The sequence below is a fragment of the Pseudomonas sp. ICMP 561 genome (assembly GCF_002699985.1).
Classification (GTDB): domain Bacteria; phylum Pseudomonadota; class Gammaproteobacteria; order Pseudomonadales; family Pseudomonadaceae; genus Aquipseudomonas; species Aquipseudomonas quasicaspiana.
Map to the genome: position 1 here is coordinate 21,643 of NZ_LKBT01000020.1, position 22,782 is coordinate 44,424.

At 57.9% G+C, this 22,782-nt stretch carries 20 protein-coding genes; 10 read left to right on the plus strand and 10 right to left on the minus strand.

The annotated features are described in order from the left end of the window. Positions 1–146: 146 nt before the first annotated feature. The 3 genes from AO242_RS15680 (at position 147) to AO242_RS15690 (ending at position 2,733) form a co-directional block, all read left to right on the plus strand. Entirely contained in the window at positions 147–623 is a 477-nt protein-coding gene (locus AO242_RS15680; RefSeq protein WP_099269455.1) for an NYN domain-containing protein, read from the plus strand. Between the two features lie 22 nt (positions 624–645). Continuing rightward, positions 646–1,257, plus strand: a complete 612-nt coding sequence (locus AO242_RS15685) for a 3'-5' exonuclease (RefSeq protein ID WP_176560642.1) — start codon at positions 646–648, stop codon at positions 1,255–1,257. Positions 1,258–1,398: 141 nt separating this feature from the next. Beyond that, complete coding sequence (locus AO242_RS15690) at positions 1,399–2,733, plus strand: DEAD/DEAH box helicase (RefSeq protein WP_027902937.1); 1,335 nt, start codon at positions 1,399–1,401, stop codon at positions 2,731–2,733. Positions 2,734–2,837: 104 nt separating this feature from the next. On the opposite strand, the gene AO242_RS15700 is transcribed toward AO242_RS15690, so the two are convergent. Continuing rightward, positions 2,838–3,704, minus strand: a complete 867-nt coding sequence (locus AO242_RS15700) for a MaoC family dehydratase (RefSeq protein ID WP_099269457.1) — start codon at positions 3,702–3,704, stop codon at positions 2,838–2,840. 36 nt (positions 3,705–3,740) lie between these two features. Next, a complete protein-coding gene (locus AO242_RS15705) occupies positions 3,741–5,096 on the minus strand; it encodes a 3-oxoacyl-ACP reductase (RefSeq protein ID WP_099269458.1) in 1,356 nt (451 codons plus the stop codon). A gap of 114 nt (positions 5,097–5,210) precedes the next feature. On the opposite strand from AO242_RS15705, the gene AO242_RS15710 reads away from it, so the two are divergent. Beyond that, entirely contained in the window at positions 5,211–6,488 is a 1,278-nt protein-coding gene (locus AO242_RS15710) for an acetyl-CoA C-acetyltransferase (RefSeq protein ID WP_099269459.1), read from the plus strand. 153 nt (positions 6,489–6,641) lie between these two features. Here AO242_RS15710 and AO242_RS15715 read toward each other — a convergent pair whose 3' ends face one another. Further along, positions 6,642–7,670 carry a bile acid:sodium symporter family protein gene (locus tag AO242_RS15715; RefSeq protein WP_099269460.1) on the minus strand — a complete coding sequence of 343 codons (1,029 nt, stop codon included), beginning with the start codon at positions 7,668–7,670 and terminating at the stop codon, positions 6,642–6,644. Positions 7,671–7,754: 84 nt separating this feature from the next. On the opposite strand from AO242_RS15715, the gene AO242_RS15720 reads away from it, so the two are divergent. Beyond that, positions 7,755–8,561: an AraC family transcriptional regulator gene (locus AO242_RS15720; RefSeq protein WP_099269461.1), complete on the plus strand. Its 807-nt coding sequence runs from the start codon at positions 7,755–7,757 to the stop codon at positions 8,559–8,561. A gap of 235 nt (positions 8,562–8,796) precedes the next feature. After that, positions 8,797–9,693 (plus strand): PA4780 family RIO1-like protein kinase, encoded by an 897-nt coding sequence (locus AO242_RS15725; RefSeq protein WP_027898139.1) that lies wholly within the window; start codon positions 8,797–8,799, stop codon positions 9,691–9,693. A gap of 182 nt (positions 9,694–9,875) precedes the next feature. On the opposite strand, the gene cueR is transcribed toward AO242_RS15725, so the two are convergent. The 3 genes from cueR to AO242_RS15740 all read right to left on the minus strand — a co-directional run bounded on the left by cueR (position 9,876) and on the right by AO242_RS15740 (position 12,921). Next, positions 9,876–10,277: a Cu(I)-responsive transcriptional regulator gene (cueR, locus tag AO242_RS15730; protein WP_099269462.1), complete on the minus strand. Its 402-nt coding sequence runs from the start codon at positions 10,275–10,277 to the stop codon at positions 9,876–9,878. After that, positions 10,274–12,472 carry a heavy metal translocating P-type ATPase gene (locus AO242_RS15735; RefSeq protein ID WP_099269463.1) on the minus strand — a complete coding sequence of 733 codons (2,199 nt, stop codon included), beginning with the start codon at positions 12,470–12,472 and terminating at the stop codon, positions 10,274–10,276. Before AO242_RS15735 ends, cueR begins: the two co-directional genes overlap by 4 nt. Positions 12,473–12,540: 68 nt before the next feature. Next, complete coding sequence (locus AO242_RS15740) at positions 12,541–12,921, minus strand: hypothetical protein (RefSeq protein ID WP_099269464.1); 381 nt, start codon at positions 12,919–12,921, stop codon at positions 12,541–12,543. 157 nt (positions 12,922–13,078) lie between these two features. Here AO242_RS15740 and AO242_RS15745 point away from each other — a divergent pair, with 157 nt between their 5' ends. The 3 genes from AO242_RS15745 (at position 13,079) to AO242_RS15760 (ending at position 16,351) form a co-directional block, all read left to right on the plus strand. Then, on the plus strand, positions 13,079–13,282 hold the full coding sequence (locus AO242_RS15745) for a heavy-metal-associated domain-containing protein (protein ID WP_099269465.1): 204 nt from the start codon (positions 13,079–13,081) through the stop codon (positions 13,280–13,282). Between the two features lie 373 nt (positions 13,283–13,655). After that, entirely contained in the window at positions 13,656–14,852 is a 1,197-nt protein-coding gene (locus AO242_RS15750) for a multidrug effflux MFS transporter (RefSeq protein WP_099269466.1), read from the plus strand. A gap of 806 nt (positions 14,853–15,658) precedes the next feature. After that, a complete protein-coding gene (locus AO242_RS15760) occupies positions 15,659–16,351 on the plus strand; it encodes an ArsR/SmtB family transcription factor (RefSeq protein WP_099269468.1) in 693 nt (230 codons plus the stop codon). A 12-nt stretch (positions 16,352–16,363) separates the two neighbouring features. Here the strand turns inward: AO242_RS15760 and AO242_RS15765 are convergent, their stop codons facing one another. The 3 genes from AO242_RS15765 to AO242_RS15775 form a co-directional block, all read right to left on the minus strand. Further along, entirely contained in the window at positions 16,364–17,317 is a 954-nt protein-coding gene (locus AO242_RS15765) for an adenosine deaminase (RefSeq protein WP_027898605.1), read from the minus strand. Positions 17,318–17,401: 84 nt separating this feature from the next. Further along, positions 17,402–18,367: a 2-oxoglutarate and iron-dependent oxygenase domain-containing protein gene (locus tag AO242_RS15770; RefSeq protein WP_099269469.1), complete on the minus strand. Its 966-nt coding sequence runs from the start codon at positions 18,365–18,367 to the stop codon at positions 17,402–17,404. Between the two features lie 167 nt (positions 18,368–18,534). Next, on the minus strand, positions 18,535–19,632 hold the full coding sequence (locus AO242_RS15775) for a BMP family ABC transporter substrate-binding protein (protein WP_027898104.1): 1,098 nt from the start codon (positions 19,630–19,632) through the stop codon (positions 18,535–18,537). A gap of 373 nt (positions 19,633–20,005) precedes the next feature. Between AO242_RS15775 and AO242_RS15780 the strand changes: the two genes are divergently transcribed. Then, on the plus strand, positions 20,006–21,097 hold the full coding sequence (locus AO242_RS15780; protein WP_027898103.1) for a calcium:proton antiporter: 1,092 nt from the start codon (positions 20,006–20,008) through the stop codon (positions 21,095–21,097). A gap of 137 nt (positions 21,098–21,234) precedes the next feature. On the opposite strand, the gene AO242_RS15785 is transcribed toward AO242_RS15780, so the two are convergent. Next, on the minus strand, positions 21,235–22,590 hold the full coding sequence (locus AO242_RS15785) for an 8-oxoguanine deaminase (protein WP_099269470.1): 1,356 nt from the start codon (positions 22,588–22,590) through the stop codon (positions 21,235–21,237). Between the last annotated feature and the right edge of the window lie 192 nt (positions 22,591–22,782).

The following is a 22,782-nucleotide window of genomic DNA, read 5'->3' on the forward strand; positions in this document are numbered from 1 at the left end:
CTTCACAGAATCTGCGTTGTTACCTACATCGCCCTCCCGGCTAAAGCCGGTCCTACGGAGCTGTTAGCTCTGGCATACTAAGCGCCGATTCAACTTCTGAATCGGCGTTGTCGTTTGGCTGCGCTGCTGCGTCATGAGGATTACCGGTGAAGAAAATCGCTGTGTTCGCCGATGTACAGAACCTCTATTACACGGTCCGGCAGGCCCATGGTTGTCATTTCAACTATGCGGCGTTGTGGGCGGATATCAGCAAGCGTGGGGAAATTGTTGAGGCTTACGCCTATGCCATCGACCGTGGCGACAGCAAACAGCAGCAATTCCAGCAAATCCTCCGCAACCTCGGCTTTACCGTCAAACTCAAGCCCTACATCCAGCGCAGCGATGGTTCGGCCAAAGGTGACTGGGACGTGGGCATCACCATCGATATCATGGACGTCGCGCCACAGGTCGACGAAGTGGTGCTGGCTTCCGGCGATGGCGATTTCGATTTGTTGCTTGAGCGCATCATCAGCAAACATGGCGTCGAAGCGGTTGCCTATGGCGTGCCGGGGCTGACCGCCAACTCGCTGATTCGCGCCGCCACTCGTTACGTGCCCATCGAAGGCGCGTTGCTTTTACGTTGATTTTTCAAAGGTTCATCAAGTGTTGGAACAAGTAGCGGTCATCGACTTTGAAACCACTGGTATTTCTCCCAGCCAGGGCTGCCGTGCCACGGAGATTGCTGTGGTGATCATGGAGCAGGGGCGCATCGTTGATCGTTTTCAAAGCCTGATGAACGCCGGTGTGCGAATTCCAGGCTTCATTGAGTCGCTGACCGGTATCAGCAACAGCATGATTCGTACCGCGCCGTCGGCCGAGCGGGTCATGAGTGACGTGGCTGATTTTGTGGGCACGATACCGCTGGTGGCGCATAACGCCTCGTTCGACCAGAAGTTCTGGGACTACGAGCTGTCACGCATCGAGCGCAGCCGCCAACAAAGCTTTGCCTGCTCATTGCTGTTGGCGCGACGCCTGATGCCGACTGCTCCCAATCACAAGCTTGGCACCCTGACCAGCTATGCACGCCTGCCCAACACCGGCAAGGCTCACCGAGCCATGGCCGACGCCGAAATGGCCGCCAACCTCACCGCGTATCTGACCAATGAACTGCGCCACACCCATGGCCTTTCTGCGATCTCCCACCAATTGCTCTGCACGCTGCAAAAAGTGCCCGCAGCGAAAATCAGCGACGCCATCAAACGCCAGCGCGGATTTTAAAGGCGTCTTCTATTGCCTTGTTGCCAGTATCTACAGCAGATTGACCCGGGCTAATGGCGAAAGCCGCAGGCGGTGCGGGCCGGAATAGTCCGGACAGGGTAAACTGCGCGCCATCTCGCGTGATTTATCTACGGTATTCAAATGACATTCGCCACACTCGGCCTGATCGAACCCCTGCTGCGCGCTCTTGAAACGCTCGGCTACCAGACTCCGACGCCTGTTCAGGCGCAGGCGATTCCACCGGTCCTGGCCGGGCGTGACCTGATGGCCGCCGCCCAGACCGGTACTGGCAAAACTGCCGGCTTCGCCTTGCCATTGCTGCAACGCCTGACCATGGAAGGCCCGAAAGTCACTCCCAACTCGGTGCGTGCGCTGGTGCTGGTGCCGACCCGTGAGTTGGCCGAGCAGGTCCACGAGAATATTCGTCAGTACGCTGAACACCTTCCGCTGAGCACCTATGCGGTCTACGGCGGAGTGAGCATCAACCCGCAGATGATGAAACTGCGCAAGGGCGTCGATGTGCTGGTCGCTACTCCAGGCCGCTTGCTCGACCTCTACCGCCAGAACGCGGTGAAGTTCTCCCAGTTGCAGACCCTGATCCTCGACGAGGCGGATCGCATGCTTGATCTGGGCTTCTCCGAGGAACTGCGCGACATCTACAAGGCGCTTCCAAAAAAACGTCAGACCCTGCTGTTCTCTGCGACCTTCTCCGACGCCATCCGCCAGTTGGCCGGGCAGATGCTCGACGACCCACTGACCATTGAGGTCAGCCCGCGCAATGTGGCGGCGTCTTCGGTCAAACAGTGGGTAGTGACGGTCGACAAGAAGCGCAAACCCGAGTTGTTCATCCATCTGCTGAAAAAACTGCGCTGGTCTCAGGTTCTGGTGTTCGCCAAGACGCGCGTTGGCGTTGATCAACTGGTGGATCGTTTGCAGGGATTGGGCATCAGTTCTGACGGTATCCACGGCGACAAGCCACAAGCTACACGTCAGCGGGCGCTGGATCGTTTCAAGGCCAGCGAAGTACAGATTCTGGTGGCGACCGACGTTGCTGCGCGCGGCTTGGATATCGATGATTTGCCGACAGTGGTCAACTTCGACCTGCCGATCGTTGCCGAGGACTACATTCACCGCATTGGTCGCACCGGCCGCGCGGGCCTGACGGGCGAGGCCATTTCGCTGGTATGCGCTGACGAAGTGGAATTGCTGTCAGCCATTGAAACCCTGACCCGTCAGACGTTGCGTCGTGAAGAAGAACCGGATTTCGCACCGGAACACCGCGTGCCAACCACCGATGCCAGCGGCCAGATCCTGAAGAAACCGAAAAAACCGAAGAAACCCAAAACCTCCGGTGGCGGCAAACGTAACCTGGGCAAATGGATCGACAGTGGCGACGCCGCGCCGGAAGCGCCGTCGGCCAAGCCCGTGCGTAAAGTCCCGGTGTTCAACACAGGGCCGCGCAAGAAGAAGCCTTGATGTAAGTTTTCCCTGTTGGAGCGAGGCTTGCCCGCGAAGAAGACGACGCGATATGTCAGACACACCGTGTCATCGTTCTTCGCGGGCAAGCCTCGCTCCAACAGTTATTCGACAACCTCCGTCACCGGCTGCCAACCCCCCACCATATGCACCAACCCCGGTGCACCTTCCAGGCGGAATTGGCCATGGGAACCCGCTGCGCTGGCCGACAGCACAATCTCGCTGGGCAACCGCACCGGCTTCTGGAACTGCACTCTGATATCGACGTTCGACGCCGGAAGATGATTGGTCAGAAAGGCCAGGGTTCTTGCCTTGAGCCACATGCCATGGGCAATCGCCTTCGGGAAGCCGAACAGTTTGGCGCTTGGCCCGCTCAGGTGGATCGGATTGTAGTCGCCGGACACCTTGGCATAACGTCGGCCAATTTCCGCCGCCGCACGCCAGCGTGCAACTTCTGTCATGGGCATATCCGCAGGCTGATAATCGCCACTCGCTGCACCTTCCAGTTTCACGTCCCGACACAGCATCGTGCTTTCTTCTTCCCAGAGCAGACCCATTGAGTCTTCAACCTGAGTGATCAGATCGAACGTGGCGCCTTTGTCGTGAGGCTGAAGGTTTTCAGCTTTTACACCGATGTACACCTTGTTCACGCTGCCCAGCGGCCGATGAATTCTGATCCGGTTAGCCAGATGAACCAGCCCCAGCAACGGGAAGGGGAAGTCCTTGGCCGTCATCAATTGCATTTGCAGATTGAACGCCAGCACGTGTGGATAAGTGGGCGGCAGCAGGCTGTTTTCGCTGAAACCACACACTTCGCGGTACTGAGACAGCTTTTGCGGGTCCACGGACGTCCAGCAACGCAAGCCGATATCAGGCAGTTCAGTGCCGGTCACCTTGCGCCGCAGCGCGGCCTGGACGAACAGGTTCGGCAGTGTCGGCAGGGAATCCAGGTATCGCCAGTGAGCGCTCATCGTGCATCTCCTTGCTCTTGTTTATTGTCTCGCGCTTTATGCGCCGATGACGCTCTGACCACAGACCCGCAGCACTTGACCACTGACCGCACCGGCACCCGGCTGTGCCAGCCAGGCAACCGCCTCAGCCACGTCCTGCGGCAAACCGCCCTGACCGAGCGAGCTCATGCGGCGGCCCGCTTCGCGCAGGGCAAACGGCATGCTTGAGGTCATTTTGGTTTCGATAAAGCCGGGAGCCACAGCATTGATACTGATGCCGCGCTCGCTCAAAGTGGGTGCCATTGCCCGCGCCAGACCGATCAGGCCGGCCTTGCTGGTGGCGTAATTGGTTTGGCCGCGATTGCCCGAAAGTCCGCTGATCGAAGCCAGCAGAATGACGCGACCGTTGTCGCGCAGGGTACCGCTGTCCAGCAGCGCTTCAGTCAGTACTTGAGGCGCGTTGAGATTGACCGACAGCACTGAATCCCAGAAATCGGCAGACATGTTGGCCAGCGTCTTGTCCCGGGTGATCCCGGCGTTATGCACCAGAATGTCGATGCCGCCCTGCAGATGTTCGATCAATTGTGCGCCCGCGTCGGCCGCGCCAATGTCCAGCGTCAGGGCTTTGCCGCCCAGTCGTGCTGCCAGAGCATCAAGGTCTGATTTGGCCTGAGGCACATCGAGCAAGACCACTTCTGCACCGTCACGAGCCAGGGTTTCGGCAATCGCTGCACCGATACCGCGTGCAGCGCCGGTTACCAAAGCTCTGCGACCGCTGAGCGGCCGACTCCAGTCCTGAACCTGTGATGGGCAAGCGCTCAGGCGGATAACCTGGCCGGAGATAAACGCGCTCTTGGGTGACAGGAAAAACCGCAGCGCACCTTCGAGCTGATCCTCCGCTCCATTGTCCACTTGCAGCAGTTGCACGGTGCCGCCGTTGCGCATCTCTTTGGCCAGCGAACGGCCGAAGCCTTCGAGTGCTTGTTGGGTGCTGGCGGCAAGCGGCTCGCTGAGGCTTGCGGGTGCGTGGCCGAGAATCACTACATGCGCGCTGTAATCGAGCTTTTTCAACAAAGGCTGAAAGAATTCGCGTAATTGCTTGAGGTCTTCGGTGCGCGTAAAAGCGCTGGCATCGAAGACCACCGCTTTGATTTTCGGGCCCTGATCGGCAACCCAGGCGGTTGCGCCGGGTACCTCCGAGCCAAAGCTGTAGATCGACTCGGTCAAGCGAGGAGCAAATAGCCTGACCTGATCGGCCAGTGGTCCTGCGCTGATCAGCAGCGAGCCTTCAATCGGGCGCAGACGTCCGGCCTGCCAGCGTTCCAGTCTGACCGGTTTAGGCAGGCCAACAGCGCCAACCAGGCGGCTGCCCAGGTCAGAGTTGGCAAAATCTATGTAGCGATCAGACGGCATGGAACACTCTCCTTGAGTCGGGGTTCAAAGGAGTTGACCACACTCAAGCGACGTTCGTTCGAGTATCCCCTACGCTGCTCATCAGCGAATCCGTATCAATAAAGGGAGTTTTCAATGAATCAGCCACGCCGGGTCGCCATCGTCGGCGGTAACCGTATTCCATTCGCTCGCTCCAATGGCCCTTACGCCACCGCGAGCAATCAGGACATGCTGACCGCCGCGCTGGAGGGTTTGATCGAGCGTTTCAACCTGCATGGCTTGCGCATGGGCGAGGTCGTTGCCGGTGCTGTGCTCAAGCATTCCCGGGACTTCAACCTGACCCGCGAGTGCGTGCTGGGCTCGCGCCTGTCCCCGCAGACGCCTGCCTATGATCTGCAACAGGCCTGCGGCACCGGGCTGGAAGCGGCGTTGCTGGTGGCCAACAAAATCGCCTTGGGACAGATCGAGTGCGGTATTGCGGGCGGGGTGGATACCACTTCCGATGCACCGATTGGCGTGAACGAAGATTTACGTAACATTTTGCTGCAGGTTAACCGGGCCAAGTCCGTGGGCGACAAACTTAAACTTTTGTTGCAATTGCGTCCGCATAACCTCAAGCCTGAGTTGCCACGTAATGGCGAACCGCGCACCGGTCTTTCCATGGGGCAGCACTGCGAGTTGATGGCGCAAACCTGGAATATCCCTCGCGACGCACAGGACCAGTTGGCGCTGGAAAGCCATCTGAAAATGGCCGCAGCGTATGCCGAAGGCTGGCAGAACGACTTGATCACGCCGTTTCAGGGCCTGACCCGCGATAATAACCTGCGTCCTGACCTGACCCTCGACAAGCTCGCCAGCCTGAAATCCGCGTTCGAACGCAGCGCCAAGGGCACGCTGACAGCGGGCAACTCCACACCGCTGACTGACGGAGCTTCACTGGTGCTGCTGGCGAGCGAGGAGTGGGCCAAAGAGCGTGGTTTGCCGGTGCTGGCGTACCTGCGTGATGGAGAGTCGGCGGCGGTGGATTTCGTCAACGGCAAGGAAGGCCTGCTGATGGCGCCAGCCTATGCCGTGCCTCGGCTGTTGGCGCGCAATGGTCTGACCTTGCAGGACTTCGACTACTACGAAATTCACGAAGCGTTCGCCGCGCAGGTGTTGTGCACACTGAAGGCTTGGGAGGACGCAGATTATTGCCAGACCCGGCTTGGGCTTGACGCGCCTCTGGGCTCGATTGACCGCAGCAAGATGAATGTCAAAGGCAGCTCGTTGGCCGCCGGTCACCCGTTTGCCGCCACGGGCGGACGTATCGTCGCCAACCTGGCCAAGTTGTTGAGTGTCGCAGGGGAAGGGAGGGGATTGATTTCCATCTGCGCCGCTGGCGGGCAGGGGGTTACGGCGATTCTTGAGCGGTGATGAGAATGGACACAACTGCCAATATTGGAATGCATTGTGGGAGCTGGGCTTGCCCGCGATAAGGCTGGATGCGATCTAGGATAGACCGAGGTGTCCTTATCGCGGGCAAGCCCAGCTCCCACAAGTCCTGTATTAACCTGATATTGGGCTTGCTCACGCCGCGCGGGCTTCCTCCAGCGCTTCCGCCGACAGTTGCAGCTTGTGCCGGTTTGAATAATTCTCGGCCATCACCGAACACACGATCAATTGCAGCGGGTGGTAGATCATGATCGGCAGTAGGATCAGACCCAGCCCCGGATTGTTTCCAAAAATCAGCGCTGCCATCGGAGCACCGGCCGCCAGTGACTTTTTGGTCGCACAGAACACCGCCGCCACCTTGTCCGCATGATTGAATTTCAGGACGCGGGCCGTGCCGGTGGTCAGTAGCAGGATCACTACCAGCAATGCCGCACTGCCTGCGAAGGCCATGGCGATGACCGAGTTGCCCTGGGTTTGCCACAGCCCCGACACCATCGAATTACAGAACGCCGCGTAGACCAGCAACAGGATCACGATCTTGTCGATCAGGTTGGTGTACTTCTTGTGTCTGGCGAAAAACTTGCCCACCAACGGACGCACCAACTGGCCCAGGATGAGTGGCAGCAGCAACATCAGGCTCAGTTTCAGCAACGTGGAACCCAGGTCGATGCCGCCAGAGCCGGTACCAACGACCAGACTGACCAGCCACGGCGTCATGAAAATGCCGAACACGCTGGACATGCTGGCGTTGAGAATCGCCGCAGGGACGTTGCCGCCTGCACTGCCGGTCAATGCCACCGAAGAGGAAATGGTCGAGGGCAGTGCGCACAGGTACAGGAAGCCCAGCATCAACAATGCCGGAACGTAGGCACCAAATGCCTTGTCGCAGGCCAGCCAGATAATGGGGAACACCACAAACGTGAAGACCTGCACCATGATGTGCAGGCGCCAGTTCTTCAGGCCGTTTTTGATCTGCTCGCTGGAGAGATTGACGCCGTGCAGGAAGAACACCACGAACACGCCGATGTTGATGACGTATTCAGCATGCATGCCGCCACCCGTGGCACCAAAGCCCGGGAAGAAGTAGGCCAGAACCGTGGCCAGGACCATCCCGCAGAGGAACCAGTCGGTGACGACGCGTTTGAGATGTTTGAGGACAGACATAAGCGCTCGGCAATTGTTTGTAAAAATAGATGTCCGAAGGCTAACGCACTCGTAAACTTCCGTCTTGCGACATAAGGCCATTCCATAACGGCTAACGGACAAATTCATATGCATCGTCAAGGCAGCGAGCGACAGATTCCAGCATTGAGCGAATTGCCGCGTCCATTGTATGCCCGCGCCGAGAGCTTGATCGCTGGATCGTGGACGCCGCCACATCGTCATGAGTGGGTGCAGTTTTCCTACGCTATCAGTGGTGTTCTGGGCGTGCATACCGCCGAAGGTAGTTTCTTTGCCCCCCCGCAGTGGGGTGTCTGGATACCGGCGGGGCTGGAGCATGAAGTGGTGACCTCCATGCGCGCAGAAATGCGCAGCCTGTATGTGCGCAAAGAGGATTCCGGCTGGGCACCGCAGCGCTGTCGGGTTCTGGAAGTGACGCCTTTGGCTCGGGAGCTGATCAAAAGCTTCTGTCATTTACCCGCCGAGTATCCCTTGGGTGACACCAGCGAAGCGCGACTGGTGCAAGTGCTCATGGACCAGCTGGCGCATTTGCCTGAGGTGGGGTTCTCGCTGCCCCTGCCTCGTCACCCGCGTTTGCTGGAGCTGTGCAATGAACTGATCGAAAACCCGAGCCAGTTGATCACGTTGCACGATTGGGCAGTACGTCTGGGCGCTTCGGAGAAAACCTTGATGCGCCTGTTCCAGCGCGAAACGGGTTTGAGCTTCCGTGGCTGGCGGCAGCGTGCGCGGCTGCTTTCATCCCTTGGCGCGCTGGAGAATGGTGACAGCGTAACCAATACGGCGCTGGCCTGCGGTTACGACTCGACTTCGGCGTTCATCGCGGCTTTCAAGGGGTTGTTCGGGTTCACTCCCGGTGAACTGTTCAAGCAGTAATTGACCGGATTACCTTACGCAATGCGTGCAGTGGCTGAAGTTTCTTACCTTGAGATCCAGGTTTGTTTTTTTGCTCTCTAACGGCATGAAAGCTGCTTTATATCGGGGCGATGAGGGTTTTTCCGACAGAAACTATCCACATCAAACGTCAGCTCCTACTACTCGCTGGCAGAGGATTGCCGTATAACGGGCAACAATCGCGTGTTTGGCAACGAAGGACCCACAATAAAAGCTGATGAAAACTCCTAAACGCATTGAACCCCTGATCGAGGACGGTCTGGTGGACGAGGTGCTGCGCCCGCTGATGAGCGGTAAAGAGGCAGCTGTTTATGTGGTGCGCTGTGGCAATGAGCTGCGGTGTGCCAAGGTTTACAAGGAGGCAAATAAACGCAGTTTCCGTCAGGCATCCGAGTATCAGGAAGGCCGTAAGGTACGTAACAGTCGTCAGGCACGGGCGATGGCCAAGGGCTCCAAGTTTGGTCGCAAGGAAACAGAGGACGCCTGGCAGAACGCCGAAGTGGCGGCGCTGTTCCGGCTGGCTGGCGCTGGCGTTCGGGTTCCCAAGCCATACGACTTCCTTGAAGGCGTGTTGCTCATGGAGATGATCGCCGACGAGTATGGCGACGCCGCACCGCGATTGAATGATGTGGTTCTGGAGCCGGATCAGGCTCGGGAATATCACAAGTTTTTGATCGAGCAGATCGTACTGATGTTGTGTACCGGTTTGGTGCATGGTGACCTTTCGGAGTTCAACGTGCTGTTGACCCCGACTGGCCCGGTGATCATCGATTTGCCTCAGGCTGTCGACGCAGCGGGTAACAACCACGCGTTCAGCATGCTGGAGCGTGATGTGGGCAACATGGCTTCCTACTTCGGCCGCTTTGCGCCTGAGTTGCGTAAAACGAAGTACGCCAAGGAAATGTGGTCGTACTACGAAGCAGGGACCTTATCGCCAGCGACAGTGTTGACCGGCGAGTTTGATGAACCGGAAGACGAGGCCGATGTGGGTGGCGTTTTGCGGGAAATCGAAGCCGCGCGTCTGGACGAAGATCGTCGCCAGGCCGCCCGCGCTGCCGACGATGCTCCACCGAGCAAAACTGCCGAAGAACCGCCCCCGCCCTGGATGCAGTGATCGGCAGTTAATAAAAACCCGGCTTCGGCCGGGTTTTTTGTGGGCATTAAAAATTTTTGAGGGTTTATGCTTTCTCTGTTGGAGCGAGGCTTGCCCGCGAATCAGTAAATGAGGTGATTCAGGTAAACCGCGTCTTCGTCATTCGCGGGCAAGCCTCGCTCCAACAGAGAAAGGAGGACCACCTACCCACAACACCCACCCGAAGCCAGGTCCTTGAGAATGGGGCAATCCGGGCGGTCGTCGCCCTGGCAGTGCTCGACCAGTTCCTGCAGGGTGTCGCGCAAGCTCACCATTTCCTCGATCTTCTGGTTCAGATCAGCGATATGCTCGCGGGCCAGGGCTTTGACGTCGGCGCTGGCGCGTTGCCGGTCTTGCCAGAGCGTCAGCAGCTTGCCGACTTCTTCCAGCGAAAACCCAAGATCCCGCGAGCGTTTGATAAAGGCCAGTGTGTGCAGATCATCCTTGCCGTACAGGCGGTAACCACTGTCACTGCGGTGCGCGGCCTGCAGCAGGCCGGTGGCTTCGTAATAACGGATCATCTTGGCGCTCAACCCGCTCTGTTTCGCCGCTTGCCCGATGTTCATGAGTTTGCTCCCGGATCTTTTGGCTTCCACGCTTTAAGCAGCAAGGCGTTGCTCACCACGCTGACGCTGGACAGTGCCATGGCCGCGCCCGCCAGTACCGGATTGAGGAAGCCGAAGGCCGCCAACGGAATTCCGATCAGGTTATAGACGAAGGCCCAGAACAGGTTCTGGCGGATTTTTGCGTAGGTTTTGCGGCTGATCTCCAGCGCTGCCGGAATCAAGGCCGGGTCGCCGCGCATCAGCGTAATCCCTGCCGCATGAATGGCGACGTCAGTGCCACCGCCCATGGCAATGCCGATATCGGCGGCAGCTAGCGCGGGCGCATCGTTGATGCCGTCACCGACCATCGCCACGACGCCAAATCGCTTCAGATCCGCCACTGTTGCGGCTTTGTCGGCAGGCAGCACTTCGGAATGAACGTCACGAATACCCAGTGCCTCGGCAACCACTCTGGCGCTGCCATGGTTGTCACCCGTCAGTAAGTGGCTGCTGATGTTGCGTGCGGCTAATTGCTCAACGGCTTGCCGCGCTCCGGGCTTGAGTGTGTCACCAAAGGCGAACAAGCCCAGCACCGCGGGGTTCGGGTTTTGCTCGATCAACCATGACAAGGTCCGGCCTTCGGCTTCCCAGGCACGGGCTGCGTCGGCCAGCTCGTCCATGTGCAAACCGCTTTGCTCAAGCATTCGGCGATTACCCAAGGCCAGATCGCGGCCGTCCAGCGTCCCGGCAATCCCGACGCCAGGCAGGGCCCGACTGTTTTCAATGCTGGCCGGATGCAGGTGCCAATCCCGGCAGGCGTCCAGCACCGCCTTGGCCAACGGATGCTCGCTGCCGCGTTGCAGTGCGCCCGCCCATTCCAGTACCTGTTCTTCATTGCCGCCTTTGGCGCAGAAGTGGGCGATTTGCGGAGTGCCGGAAGTCAGCGTACCGGTCTTGTCGAACACCACTGTTGTCACTTCATGGGCACGCTCCAGTGCCTCGGCATCCTTGATCAAAATACCGTAGCGCGCCGCGACGCCGGTTCCGGCCATGATTGCCGTTGGCGTTGCCAGCCCCAGCGCGCAGGGGCAGGCGATGACCAATACCGCAACGGCGTTGATCAGCGCACTTTCCATCGGCGCGCCCGCCACCAACCAGCCGGCAAACGTAAAAAAGGCGATGACCAGAACGGTTGGGACGAACACCTGGCTGACCCGATCCACCAGTTTCTGAATGGGAGCCTTGCCTGCCTGAGCGTCTTCAACCAGTCGAATAATGCGTGCCAGAACCGTTTCGGTGCCTAGCGCTGTGGTTCGGACCAGCAGGCGCCCCTCGCCATTGATTGCGCCGCCGGTGACCTTGTCGCCGACCTGTTTGGGCACCGGCAGGCTTTCGCCGCTGATCAGGGCTTCATCGGCGTGGCTTTGGCCTTCGATCACTTCACCGTCTACCGGGAAGCGCTCGCCCGGTTTGACCAGCACCAGGTCGCCCAGATTCAGAGCGCTGATGGCGACGTCGTGTTCATGGCCGTCAATGACTCGCAGGGCGCGATCAGGTCGCAAGGCTTCCAGCGCGCGAATGGCGCTGGCGGTCTGACGTTTGGCACGGCTTTCCAGGTATTTGCCCAGTAGCACCAAAGCAATCACTACCGCCGACGCTTCAAAGTACAAATGCGGCATTTCGCTTGGGGCGGCAGTGACCCACTCATAAACACTCAAGCCGTATCCGGCACTGGTGCCTAGTGCTACCAGCAGGTCCATGTTGCCTGCCCCGACACGCACGGCTTTCCAGGCCGCTACATAAAATCGTGCGCCAAAAATGAACTGGACCGGGGTGGCCAGTGCGAATTGCGCCCAGGCGGGCAACATCCAGTGAATCCCGAAGGGCTGGAGCAGCATGGGTAGAATCAACGGGACTGCTAACAGAATTGCCAGAATCAGCGCCCAGCGCTCTCGGGTCAGCGTGCGAAGCTGCTGGTCGGCTTTCGCAATCGGGTCTTGATGCGCAGTAGCGGTATATCCGGCTTTTTCCACTGCCGCGATGAGGGTGGCGGTATCCGGCCCGCCGTCCGTCTCGATGTGCGCCTGTTCATTGGCAAGGTTGACGCTGACGGTCTTCACCCCTGGCACTTTGTTCAGCGCACGCTCGACCCGACCTGCACAACTGGCGCAGGTCATGCCGGAAATCGGCAGATCGAAGTTGAGCGGATTGAGCATGTTCATTCTCCCTGAAGGCAGTTGCCTGCAAGGATCAACCTTTCCACGAGGACAAGGTCAAGTCCAGATCAATAATTCAGATCGGCGCGTTTGAGATACATGCCATTGAGGCTGCTGGCGATTCGGTATTTGAGAATATCGCCGGCTTGAATCTTGATATTGGTGTTGCTCTGGGCCTCCATGCCGGGGTCGCAACCGAACACTGCACCTGGCAGCACACGCAGGCGAATGGCGACATTACCCGCGGGAAGGTTGAAGGATACGGACTGTTCCTGGAACAAGCGGCCCGCGAGCTGGTCCTGAATGTAGATGCCGATCTCGCAGGACGTCGCGACTTCCAGTCGCTCGCGAGAAATGATCAGAACGCCATAATCCTGATCAGCCTGAACTGCCGGGGAAGCAGCCAACAGGCCGAGAATGCCGAAGAGGCTCAATGCTGACCAGCGCATCGCTGATACTCCTGATGTAGACGGTGATGATGCAGCTTGGCCGAGCATTGCGCCGAATACCAGCCCGGCAGACAAACGAGAAACTTGACCTTGCCACGATGGGAAGGTGAAACATGGCGTAATCGTCACCTACAGCCCTGTTTGAAGGAGTAGCACCATGCAACGATTCAACGTTCAAGGCATGACTTGCGGCCACTGTGTCAAAGCGGTGACCACTGCCATCAAGGACCAGGACCCAAGCGCGCTGGTGCAAGTCGATCTGCCGACTGGCGAAGTCATTGTAGAAAGCGACCTGACCGGCGAGCAGGTGATTGGCTTGATTTCCGAGGAGGGGTATCAGGCGCAAATCGCCCATACCTGAGTGGGTTGGAACTCGATCTGTGAGAGATTCTATGTTTGCCTGCAAGCATGATCTTGATGTTGTAGGACCGGCTTTAGCCGGGAGAGCGGTATTTCTGGCCAAGGATATTTAGCGAATGTCCCGACGCCCTCCCGGCTAAAGCCGGTCCTACGGAATAGCGCGGCCTATGTGGGCGCTGCTTTCACGCGATAAGGCTGGACGCGATCTAAAGTGAACTGCATCCAGCCTTAACGCGAGCAAGCATCTCCCACAGTGTGAAATCTCCTACGAGGCGCGGCCGTGAAACTTTTTGAAGTAATTACCTTCTCCTGACACTCAGCCCGCACAGGCCCGGTTAAACTGTCGGGCTGCAAGAGTACTGTCTGGACGCCTCATGAACCTTCGCACCATCCTGATTCTCGGGGCGCTCAGCGCCTTCGGCCCATTGGCCATCGATTTTTACTTACCAGGTTTCCCGGCCATCGCTCTGGCGTTTGGCACTGACGAGAAACACGTTCAACTGACCCTGGCGTCTTACTTTCTGGGCCTCTCCATCGGCCAACTGGCCTATGGTCCTGTGGCTGACCGCTTCGGTCGGCGGATCCCACTGCTGTTCGGCGTGACCCTGTTCACTCTGGCTTCGCTGGCTTGCGCCTTCGCGCCGAATCTTGAGTGGCTGATTGGTGCGCGCTTCGTTCAGGCGTTGGGCGGTTGTGCGGGCATGGTTATTTCCCGGGCAATTGTCAGCGATAAATGTGACGCGGTGCAGTCTGCCAAGGTCTTTTCGCAATTGATGCTGGTGATGGGACTGGCGCCGATCCTTGCGCCGATGCTCGGTGGGTTACTGGTCAATCTTTATGGCTGGCAATCCATCTTTATCAGCCTGACAGCCTTCAGCGCACTGGCGTCGCTGGCGGTGGCGCTCGGGTTGCCTGAAAGCATGCCGGCCAGCCATCCGCGTCAGCCACTGGCTGGGGCGTTCAAGCAGTACCGCAGTTTGTTGGGAGACCGGATTTTCCTGGGGCATGCATTGACGGGCGGCATCGCCATGGCAGGCATGTTTTCCTATATCGCGGGTTCGCCGTTCGTATTCATCAAACTGTACGGCGTGCCTGCTGAGCATTATGGCTGGCTGTTCGGCACCAACGCTGCTGGCTTCATACTGGTCGCCCAGCTCAATGCACGGCTGGTAGGCAAGAAAGGTCCTGCGTTTCTGCTGTCGCGTACAGTCTGGATTTATCTGACTGCGGCTCTGACGTTGCTGGCCATTACCGGTTTGCGTACCGAGCAGCTTTGGCCGTTGCTGGTGCCATTGTTCATTTGCATTGCCAGCCTGGGCTGCATCATCCCCAACGCATCGGCTTGTGCGATGAACGGCCAGTGGGCGCGTGCCGGGAGTGCATCGGCGATGCTGGGGTGTCTGCAATTCAGTGTTGCTGCCGGTGCAGCGGCGTTGGTCGGTGTGTTGCACGATGGCACTGCCGTCCCCATGGCTCTGGTCATCAGTCTATGTGGCGGGCTGGCGGTCACTATGTCTGTGCTGACCCGTCGCTTGCAGCAAAAGCGTGATGCGTCAGTAACTCAGGCCTGATTGATGCTCCCGCGCATGTGCGGGAGCCGACCCATTTATATCAACCAAGCCCCAGTCGATCGCTTTCACTGTATCCATTGCCAAATGAATGCAGATTGATTGTCCATGTGCCGATAACCAATGTTGAGGTGAATACTGTTTATATTCCCTCAGTGTTACAGGTTAGAAGCCACGGGTATTGTAGATTTATCCTACGGACTTTTCGGAAAGTGACGAGTGTAAATATGATTGATGGTCGTTAGCTGCGAACATGGGCTCTACTATTTGTCTTATTTTATTGAGCGTTTCTAGTTGTCCATGTTGTAGGAAAATGCCGTGCACGATATGGCGGATTTTCTGTTCGAAGGGATGCAGGCCTTTGTAGCCGGGGTTCGGTGGGCGTCCTTGTGATATTTTCAGGAATGCTCTTCGCGTGAAAGATTGGCCAAGGTTCATCAGGAAACTCTGGATGCTCTTGATGTAACGGTCTGTTTGCCTGATCGAGGGAAAGGTTCCAAGGCTTATACTGATCGTCCGGAGTTGGTTGGATCCATAGTTATGTAAGTCCCGATCTATCATCGGGCCGTTGCCTTGTTTACGAGCTCCACATTAGATCTGTGCGTAAGTCGATAAACCGTACCGATGCAGTAATCAATGCCGTGGGTGCCTTAAGGCCTTTTTCCAGGTTAAAGGCCGTCAGTTACCTGAGGTGTTCTACTTCACTGGCTCATTACAGCCTCGACTATGGCGGTCTTGCTTCTTGGTTACAACTGTATTACTGCCACCATGTCATCGCGATAGACGATGTTTCAACAGGGAGTGAACATATGGAATATGCACCTTGCATCAGCCACGTTGCAACATTGCTGGCTGACCCGAAGCGTAGTGCAATGATCTGGGCCTTGATGGACGGTACTGCTCGATCCGCCAATGAGCTGGCTCTGCTTGCGGGCTTGACGACATCATCTGCCGGAGCGCATTTGGCGCGTCTGGCTGCTGGTGGTTTATTGAAGCAGGAAGTGCGGGGCCGAAAGCGTTTTTTCCGTCTGGCGGGTCCACAGGTGGCGACGGCACTCCAGGCGCTTGCATGTGCCTCTGCCGCGAGTACAGAACAGATCAACCGTAATGTTGCGCAACCTTTGCCTTCCATGCCTTTGCGTGAGGCGCGTATTTGCTGTGATCACCTTGGCGGTGATATGGCCGCGGAGTTGTATCAGCGGCTGCTGGGGGCGGGTTGGATCGAGCAACAGGAACATCGTGTCGAAGTCACCAGTGTGGGAGTGGCAAGGTTTGCGGAGAGGGGGATTTACGTGCCCGCACTTGCGTTGCGCCAACGCGAGACTGTTTGTGCCTGTGCCGACAGGAACGAGGTCACGCCGCATTTGGGCGGTGCGTTAGGGGCAGGTTTGTTGCAGCTTTTTATTCAGATGGGCTGGCTACGCATTACAGAGGAGTCGAGCACCCTGCAGGTTTCGTCCAGCGGGCAGCGCGAGATCGACAAGATCGCGGCTGCCGCTTGAGAGGGAGTCAGCTCAAGGCTTGATCAGTCGTGCGTCCAGGCTGTTTTGTGCAAGACGTTTCGCCTGATCCTCGGTCATGCCCAGATGGGTATACAGCGCATGGAAGTTCTCGGTGACATAGCCGCCGAAGTAAGCGGGATCGTCGGAATTCACCGTGACCTTCACACCACGCTCAAGCATGTCGAGGATGTTGTGTTTTGCCATGTCATCGAAGACGCAGAGCTTGGTGTTCGACAGCGGGCAGACCGTCAGCGGAATCTGCTCGTCGATGATGCGCTGCATAAGGCGCTCGTCTTCGATCGCGCGTACACCGTGGTCGATACGCTGGATTTTCAGAAGGTCCAGTGCTTCCCATATATATTCAGGCGGGCCTTCTTCACCGGCGTGAGCCACAGTCAGGAAACCTTCATTACGGGCACGGTCGAAGACGCGTTTGAACTTGCTGGGAGGGTGACCCATTTCCGAGCTGTCCAGCCCCACGGCGACGAACGCATCGCGAAACGGCAGCGCCTGGTCCAGGGTTTTTTCTGCTTCTTCTTCGCTCAAGTGGCGCAGGAAGCTAAGAATCAGACCACTGCCGATCCCCAGCTTTGATTGACCGTCTTTCAGGGCTCCCGTGATGCCGTTCAGTACCACTTCGAAAGGGATACCCCGGTCAGTATGGGTTTGCGGATCGAAGAACGGTTCGGTGTGAATCACGTTCTGGGCCTTGCAGCGCTCCAGATACGCCCAGGTCAGGTCGTAGAAATCCTGCTCGGTACGCAGTACATCTGCGCCCTGGTAATAGAGGTCGAGGAATTCCTGCAGGTTGTTGAAGGCGTAAGCGCCGCGCAGGGCTTCGACGTCATTCCACGGCAGCGCGATCTTGTTGCGTTCGGCGAGTGCAAAGAGCAACTCGGGCTCGAGAGAGCCCTCAAGGTGCAGGTGCAGTTCTGCCTTGGGCAGGGCGTTCAACCAGTCGTACATGTGCTTTTCTCATCAGGTGCAGATGCCCGGCATTCTACAGAGTCGTGCTTCGGGATGGGCAAAACCTGACCAAGCGGTTCAAATTTACCCGGCCTCTTGCTCCCGTCGATAGGCATAGGTATCGGCGAAACGCGACAGTAAAAATGCCGAGCAAGTAGTCACAGGGTAGCGTGCTGGCTCGGTTTCGCTCTTGCAGCCGGGCAAGCATTCAATTTCAGTGTCCGGGTTGGGCTCGACAAAAAACGGCATCGAATAGCGATCAACGCCCAGTGGACTGACCACCCGATGGGGCGTGGACACATATCGGTCGTTACTCCAGCGCGCCATCATGTCGCCGATGTTGACCACAAACGTGCCTTCAATCGGCGGCGCGTCGATCCACTGACCGCGCACATCTCGCACCTGCAGTCCGCCCTCAGAGTCCTGATGCAGAAGGGTGATGCAGCCATAGTCTGTGTGTGCGCCCGCGCCTTGTTGTTCGGCGCTGGTGGCGGTATGGCGCGGCGGGTAATGGATAAAGCGCAGCACGCTCACGGGGGCGAAAAAGCGCTTGTCGAAGAAGTCACGCTCGATGCCCAGCGCGACAGTGATCGCCTGAAGCAACTTCTGCGCGAGTGCCTGCATATCCAGATAGTGCTGTTCCATCAAGGCTTCCCAGCCCGGCATGTCGGGATGTCGGTTGGGACCGCGTAATGGTTTTCCAGCGACGACCTCAGGGTGATCGGCGGGCAGATGAAAGCCCATGTCGAAGGTCTCTTTGAGATCGCTCGGTATATTCGGGTCCAGCTGTTCGGTCGCGATAGCGCCATAGCCTCGATGGTGACGGCTTTGAGTGATGTCGATCTTGAGCTTTTCAGCCTGGGGCAGGGCGAAGAATTGCTGCGCCGTGCCGACCACTTGTTCAAGCCGCTCAGCGCTGATCGGGTGTCCTTTGATATAGAAAAAACCCCACTCCCGACAGGCCTGGTCGATTTGCCTGGCAATGTCTTGCCATGCGATTTGGTCATCGCTGTAGAGCGGGGCGATGTCGATGATGGGGAGTTGGTTCACGGTGTTTGTCCTGATAGTTTTGTTGTGGGCGCGCGTGCGCGTGCCGTAGGACTCTGCCTGGGTGGCGTTCCGCTTAGCCGGGAGGAAGGAAGGTGCATCCGCTGAATTTGTTTCGTCAGAGATGCAGCCCTCCCGGCTAAAGCCGGTCCTACGTAACTTGTTCCAAGTTACTTCGGCAATTCCGCCTTGATGCCTTCGACGTAATAGTTCATCGAGGCCAGTTCTGCATTGGTCGCAACCTTGCCTTCCGGGATTTTTACTGCGCCGGTCTGATCCTTGATCGGGCCGGTGAACGGGTGGAACGCGCCACTTTTGATGTCGGCAATGATCTTCTCGGCTTCTGCCTTGACGTCCGCCGGGACGATATCGCTGATCGGCAACTCAACCGTGCCTTCCTTCAGGCCGCCCCAGTAATCCTGAGATTTCCAGGTGCCGTTGATCACGCCTTCTGTGGCCTGAATGTAATGCGGTCCCCAGTTGTTGACGATGGAGGTCAGCACCGCTTTCGGGCCGAAGTGAGCCATGTCCGAGGCATAACCCACGGCGTAGACGCCACGACGCTCAGCCGTCTGGATCGGCGCCGGGCTGTCGGTGTGCTGGAACATGACGTCCACGCCCTGGTCGATCAGTGCGTTGGCGGCGTCAGCTTCTTTGCCCGGATCGAACCAGGAGTTGACCCACACGACTTTGATCTCGGTGCCCGGGTTGTATTTGTTCAATGCCAGCTGAATGGCGTCGATGTCACGCAGTACTTCAGGAATCGGGAACGAGGCTACGTAACCGATCTTTTTGGTCTTGGTCATTTTTGCCGCAAGAAACCCGCCGACGTAGCGACCTTCATAGGTGCGCGCCAGATAGGTACCCATGTTCTTGTCTTGCTTGTAGCCGGTCGCGTGCTCGAAAGTCACTTTCGGGAACTGCTTGGCGACTTTCAACGTCGGGTTCATGTAACCAAACGAGGTGGTGAAGACCAGATCGTAGCCACCTTTGGCCATATTGCGGATCACGCGCTCAGCGTCTGCGCCTTCCGGCACGTTTTCGACATAGCTGGTGGTGACCTTGTCGCCCAAAGCTTCAACCATGGCCTTGCGGCCCTGTTCATGCTGATACGTCCAGCCGTGATCGCCGATCGGGCCGATATAGACGAAGCCGACTTTCAACGGGTCTGCCGCTGATGCCAGCAGGCTGGAACCTAGGCCAACGACCGCGGCCATGGCACACAGCAATTTTTTCAGGGGGCGACGCGGGTGTGTGGTGGAGTGCATCGGGTCTAGCTCCTTTTGGTCTTGTTGGCACGGCCGTCTAAGCGGGTTGCTCGAACAATGCAAAAAACTGACCAACTGGACAGTTAATGACAGGGCTTCATCTGCGATGGCTTTCCCGCGATACAGACGACACCGGACGGTGCATTCCAGCCCAACGTTGCTGCTAACTGGTGCGCCCATGATCTGTAGGAGCTGCCGAAGGCTGCGAATGACAGCGTGTCAGTCGGATCGCCTTCGCAGCCTTCGGCAGCTCCTACAGGAATGCGCGACATCAGATCTCACCCATTTTGAAACCTTTGCTTACACTCGGCACTCTCAACGCCTTGAACACGTTATCCGGACGTTTCACCCAGGAAGGTTTAAAGGCTAGTCAATGGGCTCAATACTCAAGCAAGAAAAATTTCTCCTGCTCGCGATCATCGCGACAGTTGTCGCCTACGTGTTCGAGCATTCGTTCCTCAATAACGGGCAGGGCGTTGCGCTGACGGCGGGGATTGCGCTGGTAGGTTTTATCGTCTGCGCGTCGTTGCGCGTGGCTCACCATGCGGAGTTGCTTGCAGAGAAAGTCGGCGATCCCTACGGCACCATGATCCTCACCCTTTCGGCGGTGCTGGTCGAAGTGGTCATCCTGGCGATCATGATGAGTAACGAGCCGTCGCCAACATTGGTGCGCGACACGATTTACTCCGCAGTGATGCTCGATATCAATGGCATCCTTGGTCTGGCTGCCCTGATGGGCGGTATCAAGCACGGCGAACAGTCCTACAACGACGATTCAGCCCGCACTTACAGCGTGATGATTCTCACCGCGATGGGCGTTTCCATGGTGGTTCCCGAGTTCATCCCCGAAGGCGACTGGAAGCTGTATTCGGCGTTCACCATTGGCGCGATGATCCTGCTTTACACCTTGTTCCTGCGCATGCAGGTCGGGCCGCACAGCTACTTTTTCAGCTACAGCTATCCAGAGAAAAAGAAGCGCAAGGATCAACCTGAAGCCGAGAGCGAACCGGTCAATCTGACGCTGTCGATCGGGATTCTGATGCTGGGCGTGGTGGTGATTGGTGCACTGGCGGAAGTCATGTCCAAGACCGTTGATCTAGGGCTTGAAGGTACTGGCGCACCGCCGGTCATGACGGCGATTCTGGTGGCGGCCATTTCTGCCGCGCCGGAGATTCTGACTGCATTGCGCGCTGCTTTGGCAAACCGCATGCAATCGGTGGTGAATATCGCGCTGGGTGCGTCGCTATCGACCGTGATCCTGACCGTACCCGTCATGGAAGCCATGGCACTTTACAGCGGCCAACCGTTTCAAATGGCAATGACTCCGGTGCAGACCGTGATGATTTTCATCACCCTGCTGGTGAGCGCAATCAACCTGAATGATGGTGAAACCAACGCGATAGAGGGCATGACCCACTTTGTGTTGTTCGCGACGTTCATCATGCTGTCGTTGTTGGGGTTATAGCGCTTTCTTGAATTAACGCACCACTGGCTGAATATGTTGGAGCGAGGCTTGCCCGCGAAGGGCGATGATGCGGTCGTTCTGGTAGAATCCAGGCGTATCATTCGCGGGCAAGCCTCGCTCCAACAGGAACGCGTTGATCAGCCGCGAATCAACTCTCGCGCTGCCTGGCTGTGATCAGCAATCAACCCCTTCAGATCGAGCCCTTCGACCTGACCATCAATCACTCTCCACTGGCCGCCAATCATCACCCGATCAGCACGATCAGCGCCGCACAACAGCAGCGCCGATAACGGATCATGGCTCCCGGAAAAGCGCAGTTCATCCAGCTTGAACAGTGCCAGGTCCGCTTGTTTACCGACTGCCAGCTCACCTATGTCGCTACGGCCGAGTAACTGCGCCGAGCCCTTTGTTGCCCAGCCAAGCACCAGCTCGGGTGTGATTTTTTCTGCGCCATAACGCAGACGTTGCAGGTACAGCGCCTGCCGCGTTTCGAGGATCATGTTCGAGGCGTCATTGGAGGCCGAGCCGTCTACGCCAAGCCCCAACGGCGCGCCTGCTGCGATCAGATCCAGTGTCGGGCAAATGCCGGAAGCCAGGCGCATGTTGGAGCTCGGGCAATGACAAACACCGGTGCCTGCTGCGCCCAGTCGGGCGATTTCGTCAGGGTTGAAATGAATGCCGTGGGCCAGCCAGGTCCGCGGCCCCAGCCAGCCAACGCTGTCGAGATAATCCACCGTGCGCAGGCCGAAACGCTGCAGGCAGAAATCTTCTTCATCGAGGGTTTCGGCCAGGTGAGTGTGCAGGCGCACGTCGAGCTTTTCCGCCAGCGCTGCGCTTTCACGCATGATCTGCGGCGTAACTGAAAAGGGTGAGCATGGCGCCAGGGCGATCTGGATTTGCGCGCCCGCGCCACGCTGGTGATAGCGCTCGATCAGGCGCTGGCTGTCTTCAAGAATCACCTCTCCCTGCTGCACGGTTTGTTGCGGCGGCAAACCTCCATCGTCTTCACCCAGGCTCATCGAGCCTCGGGTGAGCATGGCGCGCATCCCCAACTCACGGACGCTTTCAACCTGAACATCAATGGCGTGTTCCAGCCCGTCCGGAAACAGGTAGTGATGATCCGCCGCTGTGGTGCAACCCGACAGCAGCAGCTCGGCCAGTGCGACTTTGCTGGCCAGCGCGAGCTTTTCGGGAGTCAGCCTCGCCCAGACCGGATACAAAGTCTTCAGCCACGGAAACAAAGGCTGGTTGACCACCGGAGCCCAGGCACGGGTCAGGGTTTGATAAAAATGGTGATGGGTGTTGATCAAGCCCGGCAGCAGCACATGCTCGCGGGCGTCGAATACTTGGTCGCACGGGCTGGCGGGTTGCTGACCCACGCCGAGCATTTCGACGATGACACCGTTTTCAATCACCAGACCGCCTCGGGCATCGAGGGCATTGGCCGTGAAAACAGCGAGGGGATTTTTCAACCAGATACGGATCGCAGGCATCGTGCCGGCTCCTCTGAAAGACAGGTTCAGGTTAGCCAGCTCAGTGTTGCCCTGTCTGCTGATCCAGGGTCGCCTGCGCTTTGCAGCGTCGGCGAGGCCGAGATTCTACCTGTGAACCCCGGCAGGAGCCAACTTGTTGGCGAGAGGGTTATACGCGGTGATTCAGGTCTACCGCCTCGCGAACAAGTTCGC

What these genes read in the sequence shown, in the direction of transcription:
- AO242_RS15690 (WP_027902937.1), top strand. Translation starts at nt 1,399, where the DNA reads ATGACATTCGCCACACTCGGCCTGATCGAACCCCTGCTGCGCGCTCTT.
- AO242_RS15700 (WP_099269457.1), bottom strand. Translation starts at nt 3,704, where the DNA reads ATGAGCGCTCACTGGCGATACCTGGATTCCCTGCCGACACTGCCGAAC.
- AO242_RS15705 (WP_099269458.1), bottom strand. Translation starts at nt 5,096, where the DNA reads ATGCCGTCTGATCGCTACATAGATTTTGCCAACTCTGACCTGGGCAGC.
- AO242_RS15710 (WP_099269459.1), top strand. Translation starts at nt 5,211, where the DNA reads ATGAATCAGCCACGCCGGGTCGCCATCGTCGGCGGTAACCGTATTCCA.
- AO242_RS15715 (WP_099269460.1), bottom strand. Translation starts at nt 7,670, where the DNA reads ATGTCTGTCCTCAAACATCTCAAACGCGTCGTCACCGACTGGTTCCTC.
- AO242_RS15725 (WP_027898139.1), top strand. Translation starts at nt 8,797, where the DNA reads ATGAAAACTCCTAAACGCATTGAACCCCTGATCGAGGACGGTCTGGTG.
- cueR (WP_099269462.1), bottom strand. Translation starts at nt 10,277, where the DNA reads ATGAACATCGGGCAAGCGGCGAAACAGAGCGGGTTGAGCGCCAAGATG.
- AO242_RS15735 (WP_099269463.1), bottom strand. Translation starts at nt 12,472, where the DNA reads ATGCTCAATCCGCTCAACTTCGATCTGCCGATTTCCGGCATGACCTGC.
- AO242_RS15740 (WP_099269464.1), bottom strand. Translation starts at nt 12,921, where the DNA reads ATGCGCTGGTCAGCATTGAGCCTCTTCGGCATTCTCGGCCTGTTGGCT.
- AO242_RS15745 (WP_099269465.1), top strand. Translation starts at nt 13,079, where the DNA reads ATGCAACGATTCAACGTTCAAGGCATGACTTGCGGCCACTGTGTCAAA.
- AO242_RS15750 (WP_099269466.1), top strand. Translation starts at nt 13,656, where the DNA reads ATGAACCTTCGCACCATCCTGATTCTCGGGGCGCTCAGCGCCTTCGGC.
- AO242_RS15760 (WP_099269468.1), top strand. Translation starts at nt 15,659, where the DNA reads ATGGAATATGCACCTTGCATCAGCCACGTTGCAACATTGCTGGCTGAC.
- AO242_RS15765 (WP_027898605.1), bottom strand. Translation starts at nt 17,317, where the DNA reads ATGTACGACTGGTTGAACGCCCTGCCCAAGGCAGAACTGCACCTGCAC.
- AO242_RS15775 (WP_027898104.1), bottom strand. Translation starts at nt 19,632, where the DNA reads ATGCACTCCACCACACACCCGCGTCGCCCCCTGAAAAAATTGCTGTGT.
- AO242_RS15780 (WP_027898103.1), top strand. Translation starts at nt 20,006, where the DNA reads ATGGGCTCAATACTCAAGCAAGAAAAATTTCTCCTGCTCGCGATCATC.
- AO242_RS15785 (WP_099269470.1), bottom strand. Translation starts at nt 22,590, where the DNA reads ATGCCTGCGATCCGTATCTGGTTGAAAAATCCCCTCGCTGTTTTCACG.